General features: G+C 72.6%; 18 protein-coding genes, 1 tRNA gene and 1 pseudogene. 3 read left to right on the top strand and 17 right to left on the bottom strand.

Annotated elements, in window-relative coordinates; all coding sequences use genetic code 11:
• Positions 1–105: 105 nt before the first annotated feature.
• From ACFVFS_RS15760 to ACFVFS_RS15740, 5 genes and pseudogenes are all read right to left on the bottom strand, one after another.
• A pseudogene (locus tag ACFVFS_RS15760) lies at positions 106–813 on the bottom strand (NDP-sugar synthase); the annotation flags it as partial.
• A 71-nt stretch (positions 814–884) separates the two neighbouring features.
• The gene (locus tag ACFVFS_RS15755) at positions 885–1,877 is read right to left on the bottom strand and encodes an SDR family NAD(P)-dependent oxidoreductase (protein WP_380624325.1); all 993 of its coding nucleotides are present in this window, start codon (positions 1,875–1,877) and stop codon (positions 885–887) included.
• Between the two features lie 150 nt (positions 1,878–2,027).
• Positions 2,028–3,542, bottom strand: a complete 1,515-nt coding sequence (locus ACFVFS_RS15750; RefSeq protein ID WP_380624323.1) for a hypothetical protein — start codon at positions 3,540–3,542, stop codon at positions 2,028–2,030.
• A complete protein-coding gene (gene pelF / locus ACFVFS_RS15745; protein WP_380624321.1) occupies positions 3,539–5,044 on the bottom strand; it encodes a GT4 family glycosyltransferase PelF in 1,506 nt (501 codons plus the stop codon). Before pelF ends, ACFVFS_RS15750 begins: the two co-directional genes overlap by 4 nt.
• Before the next feature lie 104 nt (positions 5,045–5,148).
• A complete protein-coding gene (locus ACFVFS_RS15740) occupies positions 5,149–7,536 on the bottom strand; it encodes a hypothetical protein (protein ID WP_380624319.1) in 2,388 nt (795 codons plus the stop codon).
• A 412-nt stretch (positions 7,537–7,948) separates the two neighbouring features.
• Between ACFVFS_RS15740 and ACFVFS_RS15735 the strand changes: the two genes are divergently transcribed.
• The gene (locus ACFVFS_RS15735; protein WP_380624317.1) at positions 7,949–8,785 is read left to right on the top strand and encodes a tyrosine-protein phosphatase; all 837 of its coding nucleotides are present in this window, start codon (positions 7,949–7,951) and stop codon (positions 8,783–8,785) included.
• A 34-nt stretch (positions 8,786–8,819) separates the two neighbouring features.
• Here the strand turns inward: ACFVFS_RS15735 and ACFVFS_RS15730 are convergent, their stop codons facing one another.
• The 8 genes from ACFVFS_RS15730 to ACFVFS_RS15695 all read right to left on the bottom strand — a co-directional run bounded on the left by ACFVFS_RS15730 (position 8,820) and on the right by ACFVFS_RS15695 (position 13,776).
• On the bottom strand, positions 8,820–9,674 hold the full coding sequence (locus ACFVFS_RS15730) for an RNA polymerase sigma factor SigF (RefSeq protein ID WP_380624316.1): 855 nt from the start codon (positions 9,672–9,674) through the stop codon (positions 8,820–8,822).
• Between the two features lie 175 nt (positions 9,675–9,849).
• The gene (locus tag ACFVFS_RS15725) at positions 9,850–10,719 is read right to left on the bottom strand and encodes an RNA polymerase sigma factor SigF (RefSeq protein ID WP_376086824.1); all 870 of its coding nucleotides are present in this window, start codon (positions 10,717–10,719) and stop codon (positions 9,850–9,852) included.
• Positions 10,720–10,987: 268 nt separating this feature from the next.
• The gene (locus ACFVFS_RS15720; protein ID WP_380624315.1) at positions 10,988–11,281 is read right to left on the bottom strand and encodes a Dabb family protein; all 294 of its coding nucleotides are present in this window, start codon (positions 11,279–11,281) and stop codon (positions 10,988–10,990) included.
• Positions 11,282–11,341: 60 nt separating this feature from the next.
• Complete coding sequence (locus ACFVFS_RS15715; protein ID WP_376086974.1) at positions 11,342–11,482, bottom strand: hypothetical protein; 141 nt, start codon at positions 11,480–11,482, stop codon at positions 11,342–11,344.
• A 484-nt stretch (positions 11,483–11,966) separates the two neighbouring features.
• Positions 11,967–12,056 (bottom strand) — tRNA-Ser (locus tag ACFVFS_RS15710).
• 125 nt (positions 12,057–12,181) lie between these two features.
• A complete protein-coding gene (tadA, locus tag ACFVFS_RS15705; protein WP_380624314.1) occupies positions 12,182–12,691 on the bottom strand; it encodes a tRNA adenosine(34) deaminase TadA in 510 nt (169 codons plus the stop codon).
• 57 nt (positions 12,692–12,748) lie between these two features.
• Positions 12,749–13,297: a tRNA adenosine deaminase-associated protein gene (locus tag ACFVFS_RS15700; protein WP_380624313.1), complete on the bottom strand. Its 549-nt coding sequence runs from the start codon at positions 13,295–13,297 to the stop codon at positions 12,749–12,751.
• 242 nt (positions 13,298–13,539) lie between these two features.
• A complete protein-coding gene (locus ACFVFS_RS15695; RefSeq protein WP_380624311.1) occupies positions 13,540–13,776 on the bottom strand; it encodes a hypothetical protein in 237 nt (78 codons plus the stop codon).
• A 174-nt stretch (positions 13,777–13,950) separates the two neighbouring features.
• On the opposite strand from ACFVFS_RS15695, the gene upp reads away from it, so the two are divergent.
• Positions 13,951–14,586 (top strand): uracil phosphoribosyltransferase, encoded by a 636-nt coding sequence (gene upp / locus ACFVFS_RS15690; protein WP_380285999.1) that lies wholly within the window; start codon positions 13,951–13,953, stop codon positions 14,584–14,586.
• Positions 14,587–14,661: 75 nt separating this feature from the next.
• Here upp and ACFVFS_RS15685 read toward each other — a convergent pair whose 3' ends face one another.
• Both ACFVFS_RS15685 and ACFVFS_RS15680 read right to left on the bottom strand, forming a co-directional pair.
• Entirely contained in the window at positions 14,662–15,333 is a 672-nt protein-coding gene (locus ACFVFS_RS15685) for a LytR C-terminal domain-containing protein (RefSeq protein WP_380624351.1), read from the bottom strand.
• Between the two features lie 276 nt (positions 15,334–15,609).
• Positions 15,610–15,906, bottom strand: a complete 297-nt coding sequence (locus ACFVFS_RS15680; protein WP_030061387.1) for a type II toxin-antitoxin system VapB family antitoxin — start codon at positions 15,904–15,906, stop codon at positions 15,610–15,612.
• 172 nt (positions 15,907–16,078) lie between these two features.
• Here ACFVFS_RS15680 and ACFVFS_RS15675 point away from each other — a divergent pair, with 172 nt between their 5' ends.
• Positions 16,079–17,659: a helicase HerA-like domain-containing protein gene (locus tag ACFVFS_RS15675; RefSeq protein ID WP_380624309.1), complete on the top strand. Its 1,581-nt coding sequence runs from the start codon at positions 16,079–16,081 to the stop codon at positions 17,657–17,659.
• A gap of 15 nt (positions 17,660–17,674) precedes the next feature.
• Here ACFVFS_RS15675 and ACFVFS_RS15670 read toward each other — a convergent pair whose 3' ends face one another.
• Entirely contained in the window at positions 17,675–18,673 is a 999-nt protein-coding gene (locus ACFVFS_RS15670) for a hypothetical protein (protein ID WP_380624307.1), read from the bottom strand.
• A 162-nt stretch (positions 18,674–18,835) separates the two neighbouring features.
• Complete coding sequence (locus tag ACFVFS_RS15665; RefSeq protein ID WP_380624305.1) at positions 18,836–19,999, bottom strand: hypothetical protein; 1,164 nt, start codon at positions 19,997–19,999, stop codon at positions 18,836–18,838.
• Between the last annotated feature and the right edge of the window lie 19 nt (positions 20,000–20,018).

The raw sequence follows: 20,018 nt of genomic DNA, 5'->3' as shown, positions 1-20,018 counted from the left end.
GTCGGCGGCCTCGGGGGCGGTTCTGGCGGCGGGGATCGGCAGTCCCTGCCCGTTCGGTACGGCGTACAGGCCCTCGCCGGCGGCCGGGGTGGTGCCGGCCGGCTCGCCGGGGAGCAGCAGCGAGCGGTTGAGCGCGAACTCGGCGTTGGCGCGGTCGTAGTCGTCCGGGCGGCCGATGTCCAGCCAGTAGCCGTCGAACTCGTAGGCGGACGGCGGCGTCTGGGCGGCCAGCAGGTCCAGCACCAGCTCGTCGAAGCCGAGCGGCAGGCCCGGGGTGTAGCGGGCGAGCGCGGCGCGGGACACGCCGTAGACGCCCATCGAGACCCGGTAGTCGATGCTCGGCTTCTCCTGGAAGCCGGTGATCGACCCGCCCTCGGAGGTCAGCACGCCGAAGTCGATCTTCACCTGGCGGGCGTAGGTCGCGATGGTGAGCGGGGCCCCCGACCCCTCGTGGTGCTTGAGCACCCCGGCGAAGTCCAGGTCGGTGAGGACGTCGCCGTTCATCACCAGGAAGTTGTCCGGCAGCCGGTCCTGCAGGTTGAGCAGCGGGCCGAGGGTGCCGAGCGGGCTGTCCTCGACGGCGTAGCCGACCCGCAGCCCCCACTGGGAGCCGTTGCCGACGTAGGCGCGGATGATGTGGCCGAGGTGGCCGATCGCCAGGGTGACGGTCTGGAAGCCCGCGGCGGCGAGCTGGCGCATCACGATCTCCAGGATCGCGTGCTGGTCGCCGATCGGGACGAGTGGCTTGGGAAGCGCGGTGGTGTACGGGCGGAGGCGTACGCCCTTACCGCCGGCCAGGATCACTGCGTGCATGTGGTTCCCCCACGGAAGTCGGTTCGACAAGGGGCCTTCGGTGCCGGGAGCGGACGGAAGGCGGAGCCGGGTCAGACGTTGTAGATGTCGGTCTTGTAGCGGGCCAGGTTCGCCGGGTCGCGGAAGAACTCGATGGTCTGTTCGAGGCCCTCCTCCAGCGAGTGCGCCGGGGCCCAGCCGGTGGCGGTGCGCAGCCGGGTGGCGTCCGCGACCAGCCGCATGACCTCGGAGTTGGTCGGCCGGATGCGCTGCTCGTCCTCCTTGACGGTGACGTCCACGCCCATCAGCTTGCCGACCAGCGAGACCAGGTCGCCGACCGAGATCTCGCCGCCGGTGCCGGCGTTGAAGGTCCGGCCGACCACGGTCTCCGCGGGGGCGGTGCCGACCGTGCGGAAGGCCAGCGCGGTGTCCTTGACGAACATGAAGTCGCGGGTCGGACGCAGGTCGCCGAGGGTGATCTCGGTCTCGCCGGCGGCGAGCTGGGCGATCACGGTCGGGATGACGGCGCGCATCGACTGGCGCGGGCCGAAGGTGTTGAACGGGCGCAGGGTGACGACCGGGGTCTCGAAGCTGGCGTGGTAGCTGTCGGCCAGCCGGTCCCCGCCGGCCTTGGAGGCGGCGTACGGGGACTGGGTGTTGATCGGGTGGTCCTCGCTGATCGGCACGGTCTGCGCGGTGCCGTAGGTCTCGCTGGTCGAGGTGTGCACCAGGCGCGGGATCTCCAGGTGGCGCACGGCCTCCAGGACGTTCAGGGTGCCGGTGACGTTGGTGTCGACGTACGAGTGCGGGGCCTGGTACGAGTACGGGATCGCGATCAGGGCGGCCAGGTGGTAGACCGCCTCGGTGCCCTTGACCAGGCCGGTGACCGAGCCGGGGTCGCGGACGTCGCCGAGGACGATCTCGACGGAGTCCAGCACCTCCTTCGGGAGGGTCTCCAGCCAGCCGAACGACGAGAACGAGTTGTACTGGACCATCGCGCGGACCCGGTGGCCGTCGGCCACCAGGGTCTCGACGAGGTGGGAGCCGATGAAACCCTCGGCTCCGGTGACGGCGACGCTGCTCATGGTGAATCGCTTCCTGTGTCTTCAGGGGACGTGGTGTACGGGCCCGGCCGGGTGGTGCGACGGTGGTGACCCGGCCGGGCCGGTACGGGTGGTGCTGTTCCGTCGTGCTGGTTCCGTGGTGCGCTGTTCAGCTGTTCAGCGGTGCCGGTTTCAGCGGTGCTTGGTGGTGCGGCCGAGCACGGGCCCGGCGGTGGCGGTGAGGACGGCGGCCGCGGCCCCGCAGCCGATCAGTTGCAGGACGGTCGGGTCCGCACCGGTCAGCAGTCCGGCGCACTCGGCGCCCGCGGCTGCCAGACAGATGAGGGCGGTGCTCCAGCTGAGCCCGAAGGCGTTCAGCAGCAGCGCCAGCCAGAGCGAGCCGCCGAGCAGCAGCAGCGCGCCGAGCTCGGGGACGCCCAGCGCGGGGGCGCCGGGCCAGAGCACGGTGGCGGCGGCGTCGAGGGCGGCCACGGTGGTGAGGTAGATGAACAGGCAGCCGAGCAGCACGCCACCGGTGCGGCGGGCGAACTCGACCGGGGTGTGGCTGGTGCGCAGTGCGGCCACCGCCATCGCCCGGTAGCGGAAGAGCAGCCACTCGGCGAGGCCCAGGCTCAGCGTCAGGGCGATCATGGCCGGCCCGGTCGGGCTGGCCGAGGCGCCCTGGGCGCTGCCGGTGCTCACCGCCTGGTGGACGGTGACACCGAGTCCGGCGATCAGGGTGAGGGTGCCGACCGCCAGTCCGAACAGCAGGTGCGGGATCTCCTTGTACAGCGGCAGCCGCAGCGGGACGGGCTCCGCCTCGGCGCGCCGCCAGCGCAGCAGCTCCCGGGCGGCGAGCCCGACGGCCAGGCCGAGCGAGGCCAGCAGCACCGCGGTGCGGACGGCCTGCGGCACGTCGACGGCGAGCACCACGCCCGCGCCGACCGCCGACGGCGCCAGTGCCAGCAGCAGGAACTTCTCCCGGCCGAGCACCAGCAGCACGGTGGCGGCCGCCAGGTAGACGGACTGCCCGGCGGCGAAGCAGAGCGCGCCCAGCGGTCCGCCGACCACGTAGCCGGCGGCGGCCGAGGTCAGCGCGCCGACCGGGGCCCCGATCGCCAGGCAGGCCGCGGCCGACCGGCGCCGGCCGCGGCCGAGCCAGGCGTACGCGCGGTGCGCCAGCGCCTGGTTCCACGACCAGCTGACCAGGGTCGCCACGGACAGCGCGAGCATGCCCGAGGGCAGGCCGAAGCGCATCCGGTCGGCGGCGAACAGGTTGGCGCCGAGCAGGTAGCCGAGGCCGGGCAGGGCGAACACCAGGCCGCGCACGACGCACCGCCAGGGGTCGGCCCGCCAGGGGTTGGCGAACTCGGCGCTCGGCCCGGGGTAGCGGCGCTCGACCCGTTCGAACAGCTCCTCGGCGACGGTGAACGCGTCGGGGCGGCCGTACAGCAGGCCCGCCTGTTCGTCGGAGAGGCCGTCGGACTCCAGGAAGGCCGCGATCTCGTACGGGTGGACGGCGTCGGCGCAGATGTCCTGCAGCCGATCGGCCAGCTCGTCCAGCGGGTCGGGGGAGAGGTCGAGCTGGTCCGCCTCCGGCCCGGTGCGCTGCGCCGGCAGCGTCGGGCGGCGCCGCTTCAGCGGCAGGACCCGCAGCTGGACGGTCTCGTCGGCCTCGTTCGGAACGAGGCGCAGGGGGCCGCTCATGCCGTCACCTCGCTGCGCTCCTGCTCGGCCGGCTGCTCCCAGTCCGGGTCCGGTGGTCCGTCGGTGACGGCGACCACGCCCTCGGGCAGCCAGCGGGCGGTGCCCAGCAGCTCGGTGTAGATGCCGCGGAAGCCGTCGATGTTCTGGCGGAGCGTGAACTGCTCGATCACCCGCAGCCGGGCCTGCTCGCCGAGCCGGGCCCGGCGCTCCGGGTCGCGCAGCAGCTCGATCGCCGCCGCGGCCATCGGCTCGGGCTCGCGCGGCGGGACGACCAGTCCGGTGTCGCCGACCGCCTCGCGCACACCGCCGACATCGGTCGAGACGGTGGAGCGGCCGCAGGACATCGCCTCGATCAGGGTGAACGGGAAGCCCTCGCTGATCGAGGAGAGCATCACCACGTTCCCGGCCGCGTACGCGTCGGTGATGTCCGCGACCCGGCCCTCGAAGACCACCGAGTCGGCGGTGCCGAGTTCGGCGGCCAGGGCCTCGCACGTCTCGCGGTAGGCCTCGCCGCCCTTGGGGGTGCCGCCGAACAGCCGCAGCCGGGCGTCGGGTATCTCCTTGCGCACGATCGCGAACGCGCGGATCAGCGTTTCGAGGTCCTTGATCGGGTCGACCCGGCCGGCCCAGCTGAGCGTCGGGGTCTCGGGCTCCGGCCCGGCGGGCGGGAAGGCCGCCGGGTCGACGCCGTTGTAGACGGTGCGGATGTGCGCGGAGGGGGTGCCGCCGCGCTCCTCCCAGCGCCGGTTGTACCGGTTGCCGGGGGTGACCAGCGCGGCCCGCCGGTAGCTCTCCTCGGCGAGCATCCGGTAGAAGCCGAGCAGCAGCGCCTTGACCGGCCAGCGGTAGGGGCCGGTGCGGTAGCCGAGGTAGCGCTCGCGCAGATAGATGCCGTGCTCGGTGAGGAGAAACGGTACGCCGAACTGCTGAGCGGCTATCAGCCCCGGGAGGGTGGCCAGTCCGCCGCTCGCCGCATGCGCCACTCCGTCACGCGGCGGCTCGACCGCGAGCGGACGCAGCGCGTGCTCCAGCAGGTCGGTGGCGTTCAGGGCGTCGTGCATGGTGGGCCGGGAGACGGCGGTCGAGAGGTAGTCGCGGGTCCAGACGTGCTGGAGGGTGCGCAGGGCGCGCTCGCTGCGCAGCGCCGGGCTGAGCAGCCCGCGCTGGGCGAGGTCGGCGAAGCCGTACAGCTCGGTGCCGAAGTGGGTGGTGTAGACCGGGTCCAGGAGGGAGTGCAGGAACCGTTCGTAGGCGTTGAGGAAGCGGCGCATCTCCTTGCCGCGCGGCGCCTTCGCCTCCGAGGCCGGGCCCCACAGCGGGGCGGTGGTGACCGACCGCACGTTGGCGGGAAGTTCCCAGGCCAACGGTTCGTGTCCGGTGCCGGTGACGGCGATGATGTCGAAGTCGACGTCCGGCATGCCTTGCACGAGCTGGTCGCACCAGACACTCACGCCGCCGTGCTGGTGCGGATACGTCCCCTCGGTGAGCAGGGTGACGCGCATCTCCCTCCCCCCTCCTGTTCTTGCCTCAAGCTCCCGGCCGAGTGGGCCGGTCGGGTGGTGCCGGTGGCGGCCGCCGCACTGCGGCCGCCACCGGGTTCACCTGTCTAGCGGTTGCCGGGCGAGCCGGCGGTCTTCCTGGCGGGTTCGGCCTTCCCCCCGGAGGCCTTGCCCTTCTGCTGCGGGGCGCCGCCGTGGCCGGCCGCCTTCCCGCCGGTGCTGCTCGCCGTACCCGAAGTCGTACCAGGAGCGGCGTCCTTGCCCGCCACCGGGGCCCCACTGCCGGGGACCAGGGTCGGCGCGTCGGTGCGGTCGGTGTCGCCCGGACCGGCGGGGACCGCGTCCGCGGTGCCCTGCGGGACGACCTTGGTATCGGCCGGCGCCGGGGCCGCGACGGACTTGGCCGCCAGGCTCGGGCTGGTGCCGGCCGGGGCGGCCGGGGTGCCCGCGGCGGGCAGCGTCAGCTGGACCCCGCTCTGCAGCTGGCCGGGCTTGACCCAGCCGGAGAGCTCGCCCGCGTAGGCGGTGCCGAAGGCGGCGGTGCCGATGGCGAGCTGCTGGACGGTGCCGGTCGGCATGGTGGCCTGGATCTGGACACCGGCCGGGGCGTGCACGAAGACGGAGTCGCCGGTGCGGTAGGCGGTGACCTGGCCGGAGGCGAGGGCGTTGTTCCAGGCTGCCCGCCGCTGGAACTCCAGGCCGATCTCCTTCTGAGCGAGGTTCACGACCGGGGCGTTGTCCGCGTGCAGCGACCGGTAGGTGGAGAGGATCTTCTCCAGCACCGGGTAGACGATCCGGTCCTCGGACAGGTTCGACTGGTGGATGAAGTGCGGCCGCGGGTCGTTGTTCAGCACGTGGCCGAGGTCGATCCGGGCCTCCAGCGGCACGATGTACGACTGGTAGCCGGTGTTGACGTCCAGCGGGGCCGGCAGGCAGGTGGAGTTGGCGTTGTTCTCGCAGACGCCGCTGCCGCCGTTGGCGACGCTGGTGTAGATCCAGTTGTACTCGTCCGTCTCCTCCTTCGCCGTGGCGGCGTTGTAGAAGACGTTCATCGGGTAGCGCGGCACGGTGAGCGCGGCGCCGACGGCCCGCTGGGCGGACTCGCGGGAGGCGTCGCTGGCGGTCCACTTGACGCCGTTGGCGGCCAGCGAGGGGGCCAGGTACGGGTTGTCGCTGGTCTCCTGGGGCGCCGTCAGCAGGCCGGAGTGCTCACCGGTGACCAGCTCGGTCTTGTCCAGCTGCAGGCCCCGGGCGGCCGCCCAGTCGAGGTTGTTCTTGATCTGGGAGGTGATGGTGGCCTGGTCGACCCAGACGGTGCTGCCCGAGGAGGTCTTGGTGCACTTCCACGGGACCACCGAGACGTCCTGGAGGCAGCCCAGGTACGGGTGGGTGTAGGTGTGGTTGATCCACCGGTAGCTGGTCTGGTCGGCGACCATCTGGTCCACCACCGGGTCGGCGGTGGTCTCGTGGTCGGACTTCCAGTCCTCGCTGCCGCCACCGTTGAACACCATGTCCATGGTGAAGTTGTGGTCGATCTGCCACTGCTTGGCGTACTGCGCGTCGGCGACCGTCATCCGGATCGGGTTGGCGGTCTCCGGGGTGCCGGGCGGGCAGGTGACGTCGCCGGGGGTGCACTTGAGCACGGTGTCCCAGCGGTCGTCGGACAGGAAGACGTCGTCGACGTGGGCCGCGAAGTAGTTGCGGTCGTAGCCCAGGTGGACACCCTGGGTTATCCAGTCGACTATGCCGCGGGCCAGCAGGCGGTACTGCTGCTGGTACTGGTTGTAGACGAAGGTGACGACCAGTTCCTTGCGGCCGGCGTGCTGGTACTCGCCGACCAGCGAGCCCTTGGCGGTGCTGTTCGGGATCGGCACCTCGACCAGCGGGGTGAAGCTCGCACCGGCCGGGAAGGTGGCCAGCGGGGTGGCCAGGTAGCCGTAGCTCTCCGAGACGGTCGGGTCGTTGTCCTCGAAGGGGACGCTGCCCTTGAGGTAGTCGAACGGTCCGCTCAGGCCGGCCGTGGTGACCTGGCCCTGGAAACCGTCCAGGGTCCCCATGTAGCCCGGGTTGACCGCCCAGTTCAGGCCGACGTCGGGGCGGGCGTAGGTGTAGGCGTCGACCTGGCGGACGCCGAACGCGGCCTCGTACGTCGCGATCGCGGCCATCTCCGCGGAGCCGGCCGCGAACGGGTTGTCGTTGGGCAGCACGATGCCCTGGTACTTGCCGCGCGGCTGGCCGTTCAGCGTGTCGCTGAGGAAGGCCGCGTCGATCACCGGACGGTTGGTGTCGTTGAGGTCGACGAGCTTGTAGGGCGTGCCCTGGCTCTTGAGCTCGGCGGCGATCGCGGCCGTGGCCGGACCGCCGTCGCTGAGCACCAGGACCGTCAGATCGATCCGGGGCGTGGTGGTGGCGGCGTGCGCGAGGGACGACTGCAGGCCTCCGGCCAGCAGGACGGCTGCCGCGCAGGCGGCGACTCTTCGGGTCGCTCGACCCATGTTGTCTTTCCTCCCCTGGGCAGGGCGCTCCGCTGCCGGCGTCCACCTGCCCTGTAGCTGTTCGCGGGCAGCAGGCTGCCCGCCGCCCATCCTGATGGAACATCCGTGGCAGGAGGCACCAAATGGGCAGGAGTGCAGCGAATCTGTTACCAACGTTCATGGTCAGGCCATGAGGGCGCTGATTGTGGCGGAAACCGTGCCGGCTGCGCAAATAATGAATTAAAAATTAAAACCCGGAACCTAGCGTTACCGCTGCTCACCCATCGTGGGATCCGAGGGATGAACCGGACCCTACACTGGCGGCGTTGCCCATGACACTCTTGCACATCCTGTCGTTTCGGTGGGCAGGTTCATGCAATATCGCTCAGGGTTGTACAACGTCACCGTCTGAATATCCAATGGAGGTCGCCGAGTGGCCGAAGAACAGACCGAAACCGTCGCAATTCCGGCCGCCCGCAGTCTGGGCCTGTTCGGCGCCGTGAACGCCCGCGACCTCGGCGGCTACCGGACGGCCGAGGGGCTGGTGCTCCGGGCCGGCGTCGCCCTGCGCAGCGACGGCCTCAACCGGCTCACCGACGAGGACCTCGGGCGGCTGACCGGGCTCGGCCTGCGGCGGATCGTCGACCTGCGCAGCCCGGACGAGGTGCGCGAGGCCGGCGCGGACCGGATCGCCGACGGGATGGCGCTCCACCGGCTCCCGGTTTTCGCGTCGGACTTCGACATCTTCGCGATGCTGCGCGAGGCGCTGGCCGACCGCGATCCGGGCAGGCAGCGCGCACTGCTCGGCGGCGGCCGCGCCGACGCCATGATGACCGGTCTCTACCGATGGTTCGTCACCGACCGGATCGCGCGCGAACGGTTCGCCGACGTGCTGCGCCTGCTCGCCGACCCGGACGGCGCGCCGCTGCTGTTCCACTGCTCGGCGGGAAAGGACCGCACCGGCTGGACGGCTGCCGTGCTGCTGACCGCGCTCGGCGTGGACCGGGAGACGGTGGTCACGGACTACCTGCTCACCAACGAGCGGTCGGCCGCCGTCGTGGAGTCGGTCATGGAGGGCTTCCGGGCGGGCGGCCTGATGCACGAGCCCGAGCTGTTGCTGCCGGTGTTCCGGGCCGAACGACGCTACCTGGAGGCGGCCTTCGCGGAGGTCGAGACGGGCTGGCCGGACTTCGGCGCGTTCTGGACCGACGGCCTCGGGCTGGACGAGGCCGTGCTGACGGGCCTGCGGGCCAACCTGCTGGCGCCCTGAGACGGCCCCGGGACCCCGCCGGGCCCGGCGGGGCTCACCCCTCGGCGGTCAGGCCCTCGCGGAGCTGGGTGAGGGTCTTGGTCAGCAGCCGCGAGACGTGCATCTGCGAGATGCCGATCTCCTCGCCGATCTGGGACTGGGTCAGGTTGCCGAAGAACCGCAGCATGATGATCCGGCGCTCGCGCGGCGGCAGCTTGGCCAGCAGCGGTTTGAGCGACTCCCGGTACTCCACGCCCTCCAGCGCGAGGTCCTCGTAGCCGAGCCGATCGGCCAGCGGGCCCTCGCCGTCCTCCTCGCTCGGGCTGGAGTCCAGCGAGCTGGCGGTGTACGCGTTGCCGACCGCCAGGCCCTCCACCACGTCCTCCTCGCTGACGCCGAGGCAGGCGGCCAGCTCGGCCACGGTGGGGGAGCGGTCGAGGCGCTGGGAGAGCTCGTCGCCGGCCTTGGTGAGCGCCAGCCGCAGCTCCTGGAGCCGCCGGGGCACCCGCACCGACCAGCTGGTGTCCCGGAAGAAGCGCTTGATCTCGCCGACCACCGTCGGCATCGCGAAGGTCGGGAACTCGACCCCGCGCTCCGGGTCGAACCGGTCGATCGCCTTGATCAGCCCGATGGTGCCGACCTGGACGATGTCCTCCATCGGCTCGTTGCGGCTGCGGAAGCGCGCCGAGGCGTAGCGGACCAGCGGCAGGTTGAGCTCGATCAGGGTGTCGCGGACGTAGGTGTGCTCGGCGCTGCCCGGGTCGAGGGCGGCCAGGCGCCCGAAGAGGGAGCGGGAGAGCGTCCGGGTGTCGAGCCCGGCGTCCGGCGCGGTCGCGGCGCGCTGGAGCGGGATCTCCGCGGCGCCGGACGGTGCAGCGTGGATCTCCGCAGTGCCCACATCTCCGGACATGCACCCACCCCCTCGTGACTGACGGTCCAACGGGTGCCGCCGTCGGAACGTTCCCGCGCCCGCGGCCGGCCCCCTCCCACCCTGCATACCGGCTCACGGTCCCCGGCAAACCCGAGCGTCGCAAGATGTCACGCGGCGGTGACGGGCCGCTATCGCGCCGTAACGGTGCCGGCGGTCAGTCCTCCCAGGAGTTCCCGGTCCGCAGCCTGGTGAGGATCCGCGACAGCAGCCGGGAGACGTGCATCTGGGACATCCCCAGCTCGGTGCTGATCTGCGACTGGGTCAGATTGGCGAAGAACCGCAGCATGACGATCCGGCGCTCCCGCTCGGGCAGCTGCACCAGCAGGTGGCGGACCATGTCCCGGTGCTCGACCTCGGCCAGCGCGGAGTCCTCGTAGCCGAGCCGGTCGAGCAGCGCCAGCCCGCCCTCGTGCTCCTGGGCGGCCTCCAGCGAGGCCGCGTTGTACGCCCGTCCGGCGTCCAGGCAGGCCCGGACGTCCTCCTCGGGGATGCGCAGGCTGGCGGCGATCTCCGGCACCTTGGGGGCCCGGCCGTGCAGCACGGTCAGCTCCTCCATGGCGCCGCTGACCTGCACCCAGAGCTCCTGGAGCCGGCGCGGGACGTGCATGGTGCGGACGTTGTCCCGGAAGTAGCGCTTGATCTCGCCGAGGATGGTCGGCAGCGCGTAGGTGGGGAACTGCACGCCGCGGCCGGGGTCGAACCGGTCGATGGCGTTGATCAGGCCGATGGTGCCGACCTGGACGACGTCCTCCATCGGCTCGCTGCGGCTGCGGAAGCGGGTGGCGGCGTACCGGACGAGGGGGATGTTGACCTCGATCAGCGCGGCCCTGACCCGCTCGCGCTCGGGGGCGTCCGGGGGCAGCTCGGCGAGCCGCTCGAAGAGCACCCGGGTGAGGGTGCGGACGTCGACGACGGGGCGGCCGCCGGGGCCGCGCAGGCGATCCGGGCGGAGCTCGCCGGCCGGGCTGATCACGGCGGCCAGCACCTCGTCGTCCGGCGCGCTCCCTGGTGTCCGCACGGACACGTCACCCCTCCCAAAGTCGACAACGGCGGGACCTGCGGACCGGGTGTCGCGTCTCGTTCACCGCCCTCGCCATGTCCGGCAAAACCGGTCATAGCATCACAAGGCGGGCACGCGTCGGGCAAGTACCGCGCGGAGGTGTGTTGGTGCGCCGTCCGGGCCCGTCGGGGTGCGGCGGCGGTGCGGGGGAAGGGTCGTTCCCGGACAGCGCACGGCGCCCCGCCCGGATGTCGGGCGGGGCGCCGCGGGCCGTCCGGGGGACGCGCCGGGCTCAGACCTCGATGTCGGCGATCACCCAGGTGGCGAACTCGCGCCACTGCGCCGCCGCGGCCTGGTGGGCCGGGTGGGTGAGGTACGACTGGAGGGCCTCGCGGTCCTCGACGAGGCTGTTGATGGCGTAGTCGTGGGCGATGTCGCGGTCGGTGGTGTTCCAGCCGCACTCCCACTCGCGCAGCTCGGGAACGACCGGGCCGAGCTCGGCGAAGGCCTTGGCGCCGGCGAGCGCGCGCTCGTCGTCCTTGCTGACGCCTTCGTTGAGCTTGAACAGGACCAGGTGGCGGATCACGGTGCCGCTCCTCGCGGACGGGGTCGGGTGTCGGGCCCACCGTAGCCGGTGGGGTCCGGGCTACTTCACCAGGCCGGTCATGAAGGTGCCGACCGCCTTGGCGGCGTTCGAGATGCCTTCGAACCCCAACTGGACCAGTTCGGCCGCGCGGGCGGGCGAAGTGATGATCGTGTAGAGCACGAAGACGAGCAGGAGGACCATTCCGATCTTCTTCGCCTGCGCCATCCGGTGACCTTCCTCCCCGCTGCGGGCCGTCGTCACCAGGTCCCCGAGCGGCCCGGTGCAACGGGCAGCTTATCCACCCGGACGGCCTATCACGTGAGCGACGCGTTCACCTGCCGGGACGAAGGTCCCCGCGACAGGGGCCTTTCTCCGGGTGCCCCGGCCGTCGGCGGACGGCAGGATGGTTGATGTACCGAGGATCTGGCAGGAATCCCCGGTACGTGGATCCGGAGCTCCCCGCTGTGGGACCGGGCGCCGCGACTTCCCCCCGACGCGGCCCCGGTTGTGGGACTCCGCCCGGGGGAGCGGTCAGTCCCCCCGAGCCGCTCCCCCTCTTCCAGGCTCCGTACTCGACAGGCGTTGGTGGTCATCGGCCGACGGGTACGGAGCCCTTTCCGCGTTCGAGGGTGCGCGGGAACGCCGAAGGCCCGTCCGGTCGAACCGGACGGGCCTTCGGGCCTGCTGGCGGTAGCGGTGGGATTCGAACCCACGGTGGAGTTGCCCCCACACACGCTTTCGAGGCGTGCTCCTTTGGCCGCTCGGACACGCTACCGAGGGGAACTCTACCGGACGGGTGGCGCGGGAACGAAATCCGTATCCGGGGAGGGGCCCGGCGGGGCTGTCGGCGGGCGGCAGGGGCCGGCGGCCGGTGTCAGCGGTGGGTGTCAGCGGTGGGTGTCAGCGGTGGGTGTCGAAGAAGGCGCGCAGCTGCTCGCCGCACTCGTCGGCGAGGACGCCCCGGATCACCTCGGGCCGGTGGTTGAGCCGCCGGTCGCGCATCACGTCGAAGAGCGAGCCGGCCGCGCCGGCCTTCTCGTCGAGGGCGCCGTAGACCACGCGGTCGATCCGGGAGAGCACGATCGCGCCCGCGCACATCGTGCAGGGCTCCAGGGTCACGACCAGCGTGCACCCGCTCAGCCGCCACGCGCCGAGTTTCGCCGCCGCCTCGCGGATGGCGACCACCTCGGCGTGGGCGGTCGGGTCGCCGACGGCCTCGCGCTCGTTGTGGCCGCGGCCGAGGACCTCGCCGTCGGGGCCGAGGACGAGCGCCCCGACCGGGACGTCACCGGTGGCCGGCGCCAGGGCGGCCTCGGCGATGGCGAGGCGCATCGGCGCCGCCCAGCGGTCGCGGACCGGGTCGGGGCGGACGGGAGCGGGTAGCGGCGGGATCGGGCGGGCGGACTGCATGGCATCCAGTGTCGGGCATGGCGGCGGCCCGGCCGTCCGGAGGGCGGGCACGGTGCGTTACCGGACGGCCTCCAGGACCTCGCCGCAGCCGAGCGCCTCGGCGATCTCCTCCAGGGCGTCGCCGGGCACCGCGCCCTCGCCGCTGAGGGCGAGCAGTTCCTCGGAGGCGAGGCCGAACTCGGTCAGCAGGTGGGAGTCGCCGAGCGGGCCGACCGGGACGCCGTCACGGCCCTCGCCGTCCTCGTCGTCCTCCTGCTCCTCGGTCTCCGCACCGTCCTCCAGCTCGGCGACCAGGTTGTCGAGGTCGCCAAACTCGCTCTCGCCGGCCTGGTCGACCAGCTCGTCGGTGAGGACGGAGCCGTAGGAGCTGCGCGCGGCGGCGGCGCCGTCGGACACGAAGATCCGCGGGTCCTCCTCGCCGTCCACCCGGACGATGGCGAACCACGCGTCCTCCTGTTCGACGAAGACCAGGACGCTGTCGTCGTCCTGGGCCGCTTCGCGGGCCAGGTCGGCGAGGTCGGCGAGGGTTTCGACGTCGTCGAGCTCCGTCTCGCTCACATCCCACCCGTCCTCGGTGCGAGCAAGCACTGCAGCGAAGTACGCCACCAGGGACACTCCCAAGATCTCGGTCTCGGCTGTCGGCGCTCGCGGGCGGCGCGGAACTGGCCGCCCCCGCGCCAGAGGCGGTCCGCTGTTCGGACCGTCCCATCGGAATCGTGACAGAAAGCAAGGCTCTGCGGGGGGTGTTCTGCAGCGCGTCTTTGCAGGTCGTGTCGGAAGGGTTGGCCGCCGGACGGTGAACGGCGACGGGGCGGCAGCGGGAGTGTGGAGAAGCCGTGGAGGGGGTGTCAGATGCGGAAGGTTCGCATCCGCATCGCTTCGCGCATCCGGCGTTCCTTGGTCCGGCGGGGCTGCACCCGCTCGCGGAGTTCACGGGCCTCGGTGAGCTCGCGCAGGAAGACGGCGCGGCGCCTGCGGCGCTCCGCCTCGGTCTCCGGCCGGTCCGGGGGCGGGGCCGAGCGGCCGCCCGACGGGGCCGCGGCCCCGTCCGCCGAGCCGTTCCCGGGGTTCGGGTTGCTCGTCATAGGACGTGACTTTCCCCGATCGGCCGGATTGATACCACAGGAGGCCGATCCGTCCGGACATTCTCCCGGCGTCACGGCGCGTCACGGTGGAAGCCGCACCCGCCCGGGTCGGCCTACGGCCCGGCCTGGCACGGCGTGTCGTACGGGCGTCCGGACCCGGGCTAACCTCGATGCATGCGGATCCACGTCGTCGACCACCCCCTGGTCGCCCACAAGCTCTCCACCCTGCGCGACGAGCGCACCGACTCGCCGACCTTCCGTCGCCTGACCGACGAGCTGGTGACCCTCCTCGCGTACGAGGCCACCCGGGACGTCCGCACCGACGAGGTGGAGATCACCACCCCGGTGGCCGTGACCACCGGCACCCGGCTGTCGTACCCGCGCCCGCTGGTGGTGCCGATCCTGCGGGCCGGCCTCGGCATGCTGGACGGCATGACCCGGCTGCTGCCGACCGCCGAGGTCGGCTTCCTGGGCATGGTGCGCAACGAGGAGACCCTGGAGGCCTCCACCTACGCCACCCGGATGCCGGACGACCTCTCCGGCCGCCAGGTGTACGTGCTCGACCCGATGCTGGCCACCGGCGGCACGCTGGTCGCGGCGATCCGGATGCTGATCGAGCGCGGCGCCACCGACGTCACCGCCGTGGTGCTGCTGGCCTCCCCCGAGGGCGTCGTGGTGATGGAGCGCGAGCTGGCCGGCCTGCCGGTCACCGTGGTCACCGCGGCCGTCGACGAGCGGCTGAACGAGAACGGCTACATCGTCCCGGGCCTCGGCGACGCGGGCGACCGGCTGTACGGCACGGCGGGCTGAACCCCTCCGGACCCCCGGTCGACGGAAAGCCCCCCGGCGCGCTGCCGGGGGGCTTCGTCCGTCCTGCGCCGCCGGTCAGCAGCTGCCGGTGGAGCTCGGGGCCGGGACCGGCTTGGTGGCCAGCGCCAGCGCGGCGGCGGCCTGGGTCTCGTCCAGCAGCGCGTTGTAGCTGTCGCCGATGACGAAGTCCACGGTGCCGTCGGTGCGGGCGTCGGCGGTGCTGGTCGCGCCCGCGATCACCGAGCCGACCAGGGTGGACGCCCCGGCGCCGGCCGGGCCGGCGATCACCTGGGCGGTGCCGGGCACCTTCTTGTCCAGCTCGGCCGGGGCGTTGCCGACCTTGCCGATGGCGAAGCCGCGCTTCTTCAGCTCCTCGGCGGTGCGGGCGGCCAGTCCGGCCTTGGCGGTGGCGTTGTAGACGTTCACGGTGACCGCCGCCGGCTGCGGCACGGCCGCCGGGTCGATCGGCGCGGCGGCGGAGCCCGGCGCGGTCGGCGCCGCGTCCGGGGCCGGGGCGGCCAGCGGCTTGCCGGACGGGGTGGCACAGGCCTCGGCGGAGGCGTTCTTGCCCTTGCCGCTGAAGATGTCCCAGAGCTGGACGCCGCCGAGCCCGATCAGGGCCAGTGCGAGCAGCGCGCCGATCAGCGCGAACACCTTGCGGCTCTTCTTCGGCGGGCGGCCCAGCCGCGGATAGGAGTTGCCGGTGATCCGGTACTGCTTCCCCTTCAGGCCTTGGGGAGTCAACATGCTCACGGTTTGTCTCCCCCTCGTGCCGGGGCGGGGATCGGGTGACGGTGGGCCGGGCGCTCAGTCGCGCGAACGCGGTGTCACGCGAACGCCCTCGCGGCCGTAGTTAGCAGATTAGTGCCGTACAGCGGTGAAGGTACTAAACGATCATCATCAGGAGTACGCCGGTACCCGAATGGCGGCACCGCGACCGGACCCGGGTACGAACGGACCGCCCTGCCGGGCTGGCCGGAGGGCGGTCCGAACGCGTGCGGGGCCGGGAGGCCGGCCCCCCGGTCATTCCATTTCGAGGACGCGCGCGTGCAGCACCTGGCGCTGCTGGAGCGCGGCGCGGACCGCCCGGTGCAGTCCGTCCTCCAGGTACAGGTCACCGTGCCACTTCACGACGTGCGCGAAGAGGTCCCCGTAGAAGGTGGAGTCCTCCGCCAGGAGGGTTTCCAGATCCAGTTGTCCCTTGGTGGTCACCAGCTGGTCGAGTCGCACCGGGCGCGGGGCGACGTCCGCCCACTGGCGGGTGCTGGTACGGCCGTGATCCGGGTACGGCCGCCCATTGCCGATGCGCTTGAAGATCACACGGAAAGCCTACCGTTTGGGCGGCGGATGGCGCAGCAGCCGCGGCGCCGCCACGCGCACGGGTCCGGGCTGCGGGCGGGGGATTGCGGCTGTTTCATGGGAAATGTCGTGTAGGTCCCGCGCGGCCGTCGACCGTTCAGCCGGTCCGCCGTGCCCTTCCGGAGGGTGTCCGATGTCACCTGCCGTTCCGTCCGCCGTCCAGGAGATCGCCGACGGGTACGCCTTCACCGGGCCCGCGCTGGACCTCGGCGCGGTGCTGCTGGACGGCGCCGCGTACCCCGGTGCGCCGGTGCGGGTGCCGCTCGGGGTGCTCAACCGGCACGGGCTGGTGGCGGGCGCCACCGGCACCGGGAAGACCAAGACCCTCCAGCTGATCGCCGAACAGCTCTCCGCCCAGGGCGTGCCGGTGTTCCTCGCCGACATCAAGGGCGACGTCTCCGGGGTGGCCGCGCCCGGCGAGCCGGGCGGGCGGACCGCCGCCCGGGCCGCCGAGGTCGGCCAGGACTGGCAGGCCCGCGGCTGTCCCGCCGAGTTCTACGCGCTGGGCGGCCAGGGCACCGGGATCCCGCTGCGGGCGACGGTGACCAGCTTCGGACCGCTGCTGCTGTCCAAGGTGCTGGACCTGAACGAGACCCAGGAGGCCTCGCTCGGCCTGGTCTTCCACTACGCCGACCGGCAGGGCCTGGAGCTGTACGACCTCAAGGACCTCACGGCGGTCATCACCTTCCTCACCTCGCCCGCGGGCAAGGAGGAGTTGAAGGGGATCGGCGGGCTCTCCGCCGCCACCGCCGGGGTGATCCTGCGTTCGCTCACCCTGCTGGAGAACGAGGGCGCCGGGGCGTTCTTCGGCGAGCCGGAGTTCGACACCGCCGAGCTGCTGCGGCGGGCGGCGGACGGGCGGGGCGTGGTCTCGGTGCTGGAGCTGCCCGCGGTGCAGGACCGGCCGCGGCTCTTCTCGACCTTCCTGATGTGGCTGCTCGCCGACCTCTACCAGGAGCTGCCCGAGGTCGGGGACCTCGACCGGCCGAAGCTGGTCTTCTTCTTCGACGAGGCGCACCTGCTGTTCAAGGGCGCCTCCAAGGCCTTCCTGGAGGCGATCACCCAGACCGTGCGGCTGATCCGCTCGAAGGGGGTGGGGATCTTCTTCGTCACCCAGACGCCGAAGGACGTGCCGGGGGACGTGCTGGCGCAGCTGGGCAACCGGGTGCAGCACGCGCTGCGGGCGTTCACCCCGGACGACGCCAAGGCGCTCAAGGCGACCGTCTCGACCTTCCCGAAGTCGCCCGCGTACGACCTGGGGGAGGTGCTGACCTCGCTGGGGACGGGTGAGGCGGTGGTCACGGTGCTGTCGGAGAAGGGCGCGCCCACGCCGGTCGCGGCGACCAGGCTGCGCGCGCCGCAGTCGCTGATGGGGCCGCTGGAGGCGGCGGCGCTGCGGGCGGCGGTGGACGGGTCGGCGCTGGTGGGGAAGTACCGGGACGCGATCGACCGGGAGTCGGCGTACGAGAAGCTGGCGGCGCGGGCGGCCCGGCCGGAGGCGGAGCCGGTGCCGGCGTCCGCGCAGGAGACAGAGGCGCAGGCGCGGCGGGAGCCGGATCGGGAGCCGGCGCGCGGTCGGGAGAAGGAGGGGGCCGGGCTGCTCGGGTCGCTGCTGGGCAACCCGGCGCTGAAGTCCTTCGCCCGCTCCGCCGGGACGCAGCTCGGGAGGGAGATCTCCCGGAGCCTGTTCGGGACGTCCCGGCGGCGCCGCTGAACGGCCGTCCGCGGGTCAGAGGCCGTCGCTGAGCCAGACCCGTCCGGCCGAGATCGGGCGCTCGGCGACGGTGCGCGGCACGGTGGTGTTCAGGCTCCAGCGGTAGCCCGCGAACAGCTTGGTGTCGGCGTCGGCGTAGAGGACCATGTGGCCGTAGCCGACGCCGTCGTGCTCCTTCCAGGTGGAGGCGCCGGCGGTGCCCGGGACCTCCTCGATCCGGGTGTCCGGGAAGGCCCGGAAGAGGTCGGTGGCGGTGCCGCCGAGCGCCGGGTTGCCGTGCGGGTCGCTGGTGCAGTCGATGACCTCGAAGACGTACGGGACGACCGGGCGGCCGACCTTGGCGTCCACGGCCGGCTCCGACCAGGTGCCCTTGCGCTCGCGGATCATGACGATGTGCCCGGTGTACGGCTTGGTGTTGTCCTCGCCCGGGTAGTAGTCCAGGGCCACCAGGTCGCCGGGGCGGAGGTTCACCGGCTTGGTGACCCGGGTGAAGTGCGGGAGCGCGGCGGTGTCCAGGAAGGCCTGCTGGTACTTCTCCGCCGTCGGGTACGGGTTGGTGTTGGCCGGATCCTTGATGAAGTACTGCTGGAAGTACTCCCGGGTCGCCCAGCCGTAGCTGTAGCCGCCCCAGGGCAGCGGGGTGCCGGCGGGCGCGGTGGGCGCGGTGCCGTAGGCGCGCTGGAGCACCAGGGTGAGGAACGAGGAGCACTGGGAGAGGGTGGAGAACTCCTCCGGGTGGCCGGCGGTGCCCCAGCGGACGCTGGTGGGGACGTCCTCGAACTCGCCGGCCCGCTTGTACCGGTTGGCGAGGTGCTCCCAGGGGCGCAGACGCAGATTGTCGACCAGCGCCTCGGCCTCGATCTGGTGCGGCAGCTTGAGGGCGTACGGGCTCGCGGCCGGGACGGTGGCGGCGTTCGCCTCGGCGGCCCCGGCGGCGGTGGCCAGTGCGGCGGCGCCGGCGGTGCCGGCGGCACCGGCGAGCAGGCCGCGGCGGGTGATCCGTGGTGCGGACATGGAGTGCTCCCCCTCGTCGGATGATCACGACTGAGGGGGAGCTTAGGGTCCGCATGTTGGCATGGTCAGGATTATTTCGCGCAGCTGATCGATCGGTTTCGGCCAATCGGTGAACGGGCCCGACCGCGTGACGACGCGTCGACCGGCCGAGCGCGGCGCGGGTCAGCCGAGGGCGGCGCCGATCCGGTCGAGGGAGGAGAGGCGCATCAGGCCGTAGTGGTAGAACTCGACCTCCGGCACGCCCAGGTCGCGCAGCACGGCGATCTTGGCCGCGAGGTTCTCCGGGCCGTCGCAGTCCGAGGCCATCGGGCGCAGGATCACCGCCATGTCCTGCGGACGCACCCCGTGCAGGGCGAAGGCGGCGACCTTCTCGCGGACCTCCTCCGGGGTGCGCGCGTAGCCGAGTGTCTCGATCTGGTGGGCGGCCCCGGCCAGCCCCGGCAGGTCGATCCCGGACAGCCAGCCGGTGCCCGGCCCGCCGCCGTCCATGAAGCTCAGCCGCATGCCGTGCCGCGCCGCCTCCTCGGCCAGCTCGGCGGCCAGCGAGGTCACCGTCGCGGCGGAGGCGTCCACGTAGGCGGCGACGGCGCCGTCCGCCAGTTCGTCCAGCGCGGCCGGTTCGGCGGCGGCCGCGTCGTCGGCCAGCCGGCGGCGCAGCTCGGCGCGGACCGCCGCGGCGGCCTCGTCGGCCGGCACGCCCGCGCGGACGGCCGCCGCCCGGCAGTGCGGGCAGAAGCAGAGGCCGAGCAGCGCCTCGGCGGCCGGGCCCAGCTCCTCGAAGTAGCGCTCGTGGTGGTAGCCGTGGCGCAGGCCGTGGAAGTGCAGCGACTCCGCCCGGACCGCGTCGACGCCGTACCGGGCCAGCTCCTCCACCAGGGTGCGGGCGTACGCGCGCACCTCCGGGTGGGCCGGGCACAGCTCGGTGAGGTGGCGGTCGCCGAAGGCGTTGGCCGGGGCGCAGTCCGGGTGCTCGAAGCCGAGCCGGTCGTTGTGGCAGAAGACCGTCCAGGCGTGCAGCTTCAGGCCGCGCCGGCGGGCCTCCTCGGCGGCCTCGGCGAACGGGTCGCGCTCGCCGATCGCGGTGGACGGCGCGGGCCGCAGCCGCCGTCCGGACCAGCGGGCCGGGTCGGGGCGGAAGTAGGCGGCGCCCGGCTCCAGGTAGCGGATCACCCGGCGGGGGTTGTGCGGGAAGACGTCGCGGGCCCCGTGGTAGACCGAGGCGAGGGTGACGCCGCCGACCCCGGCCCGGTCGGCGAGGTTGCCGAAGAAGGTGTCGGCGCCCTCGTCGAGGAGGTCGGTGGCGAAGGCGAGGACGGACGACTCCACGGTGCGGCTCCGGAGCTGG

Origin of the sequence: Kitasatospora sp. NPDC057692 (assembly GCF_042799475.1) — a bacterium.
Taxonomy (GTDB): domain Bacteria; phylum Actinomycetota; class Actinomycetes; order Streptomycetales; family Streptomycetaceae; genus Kitasatospora.
This window is presented reverse-complemented; position numbering and strand designations above follow the sequence as displayed.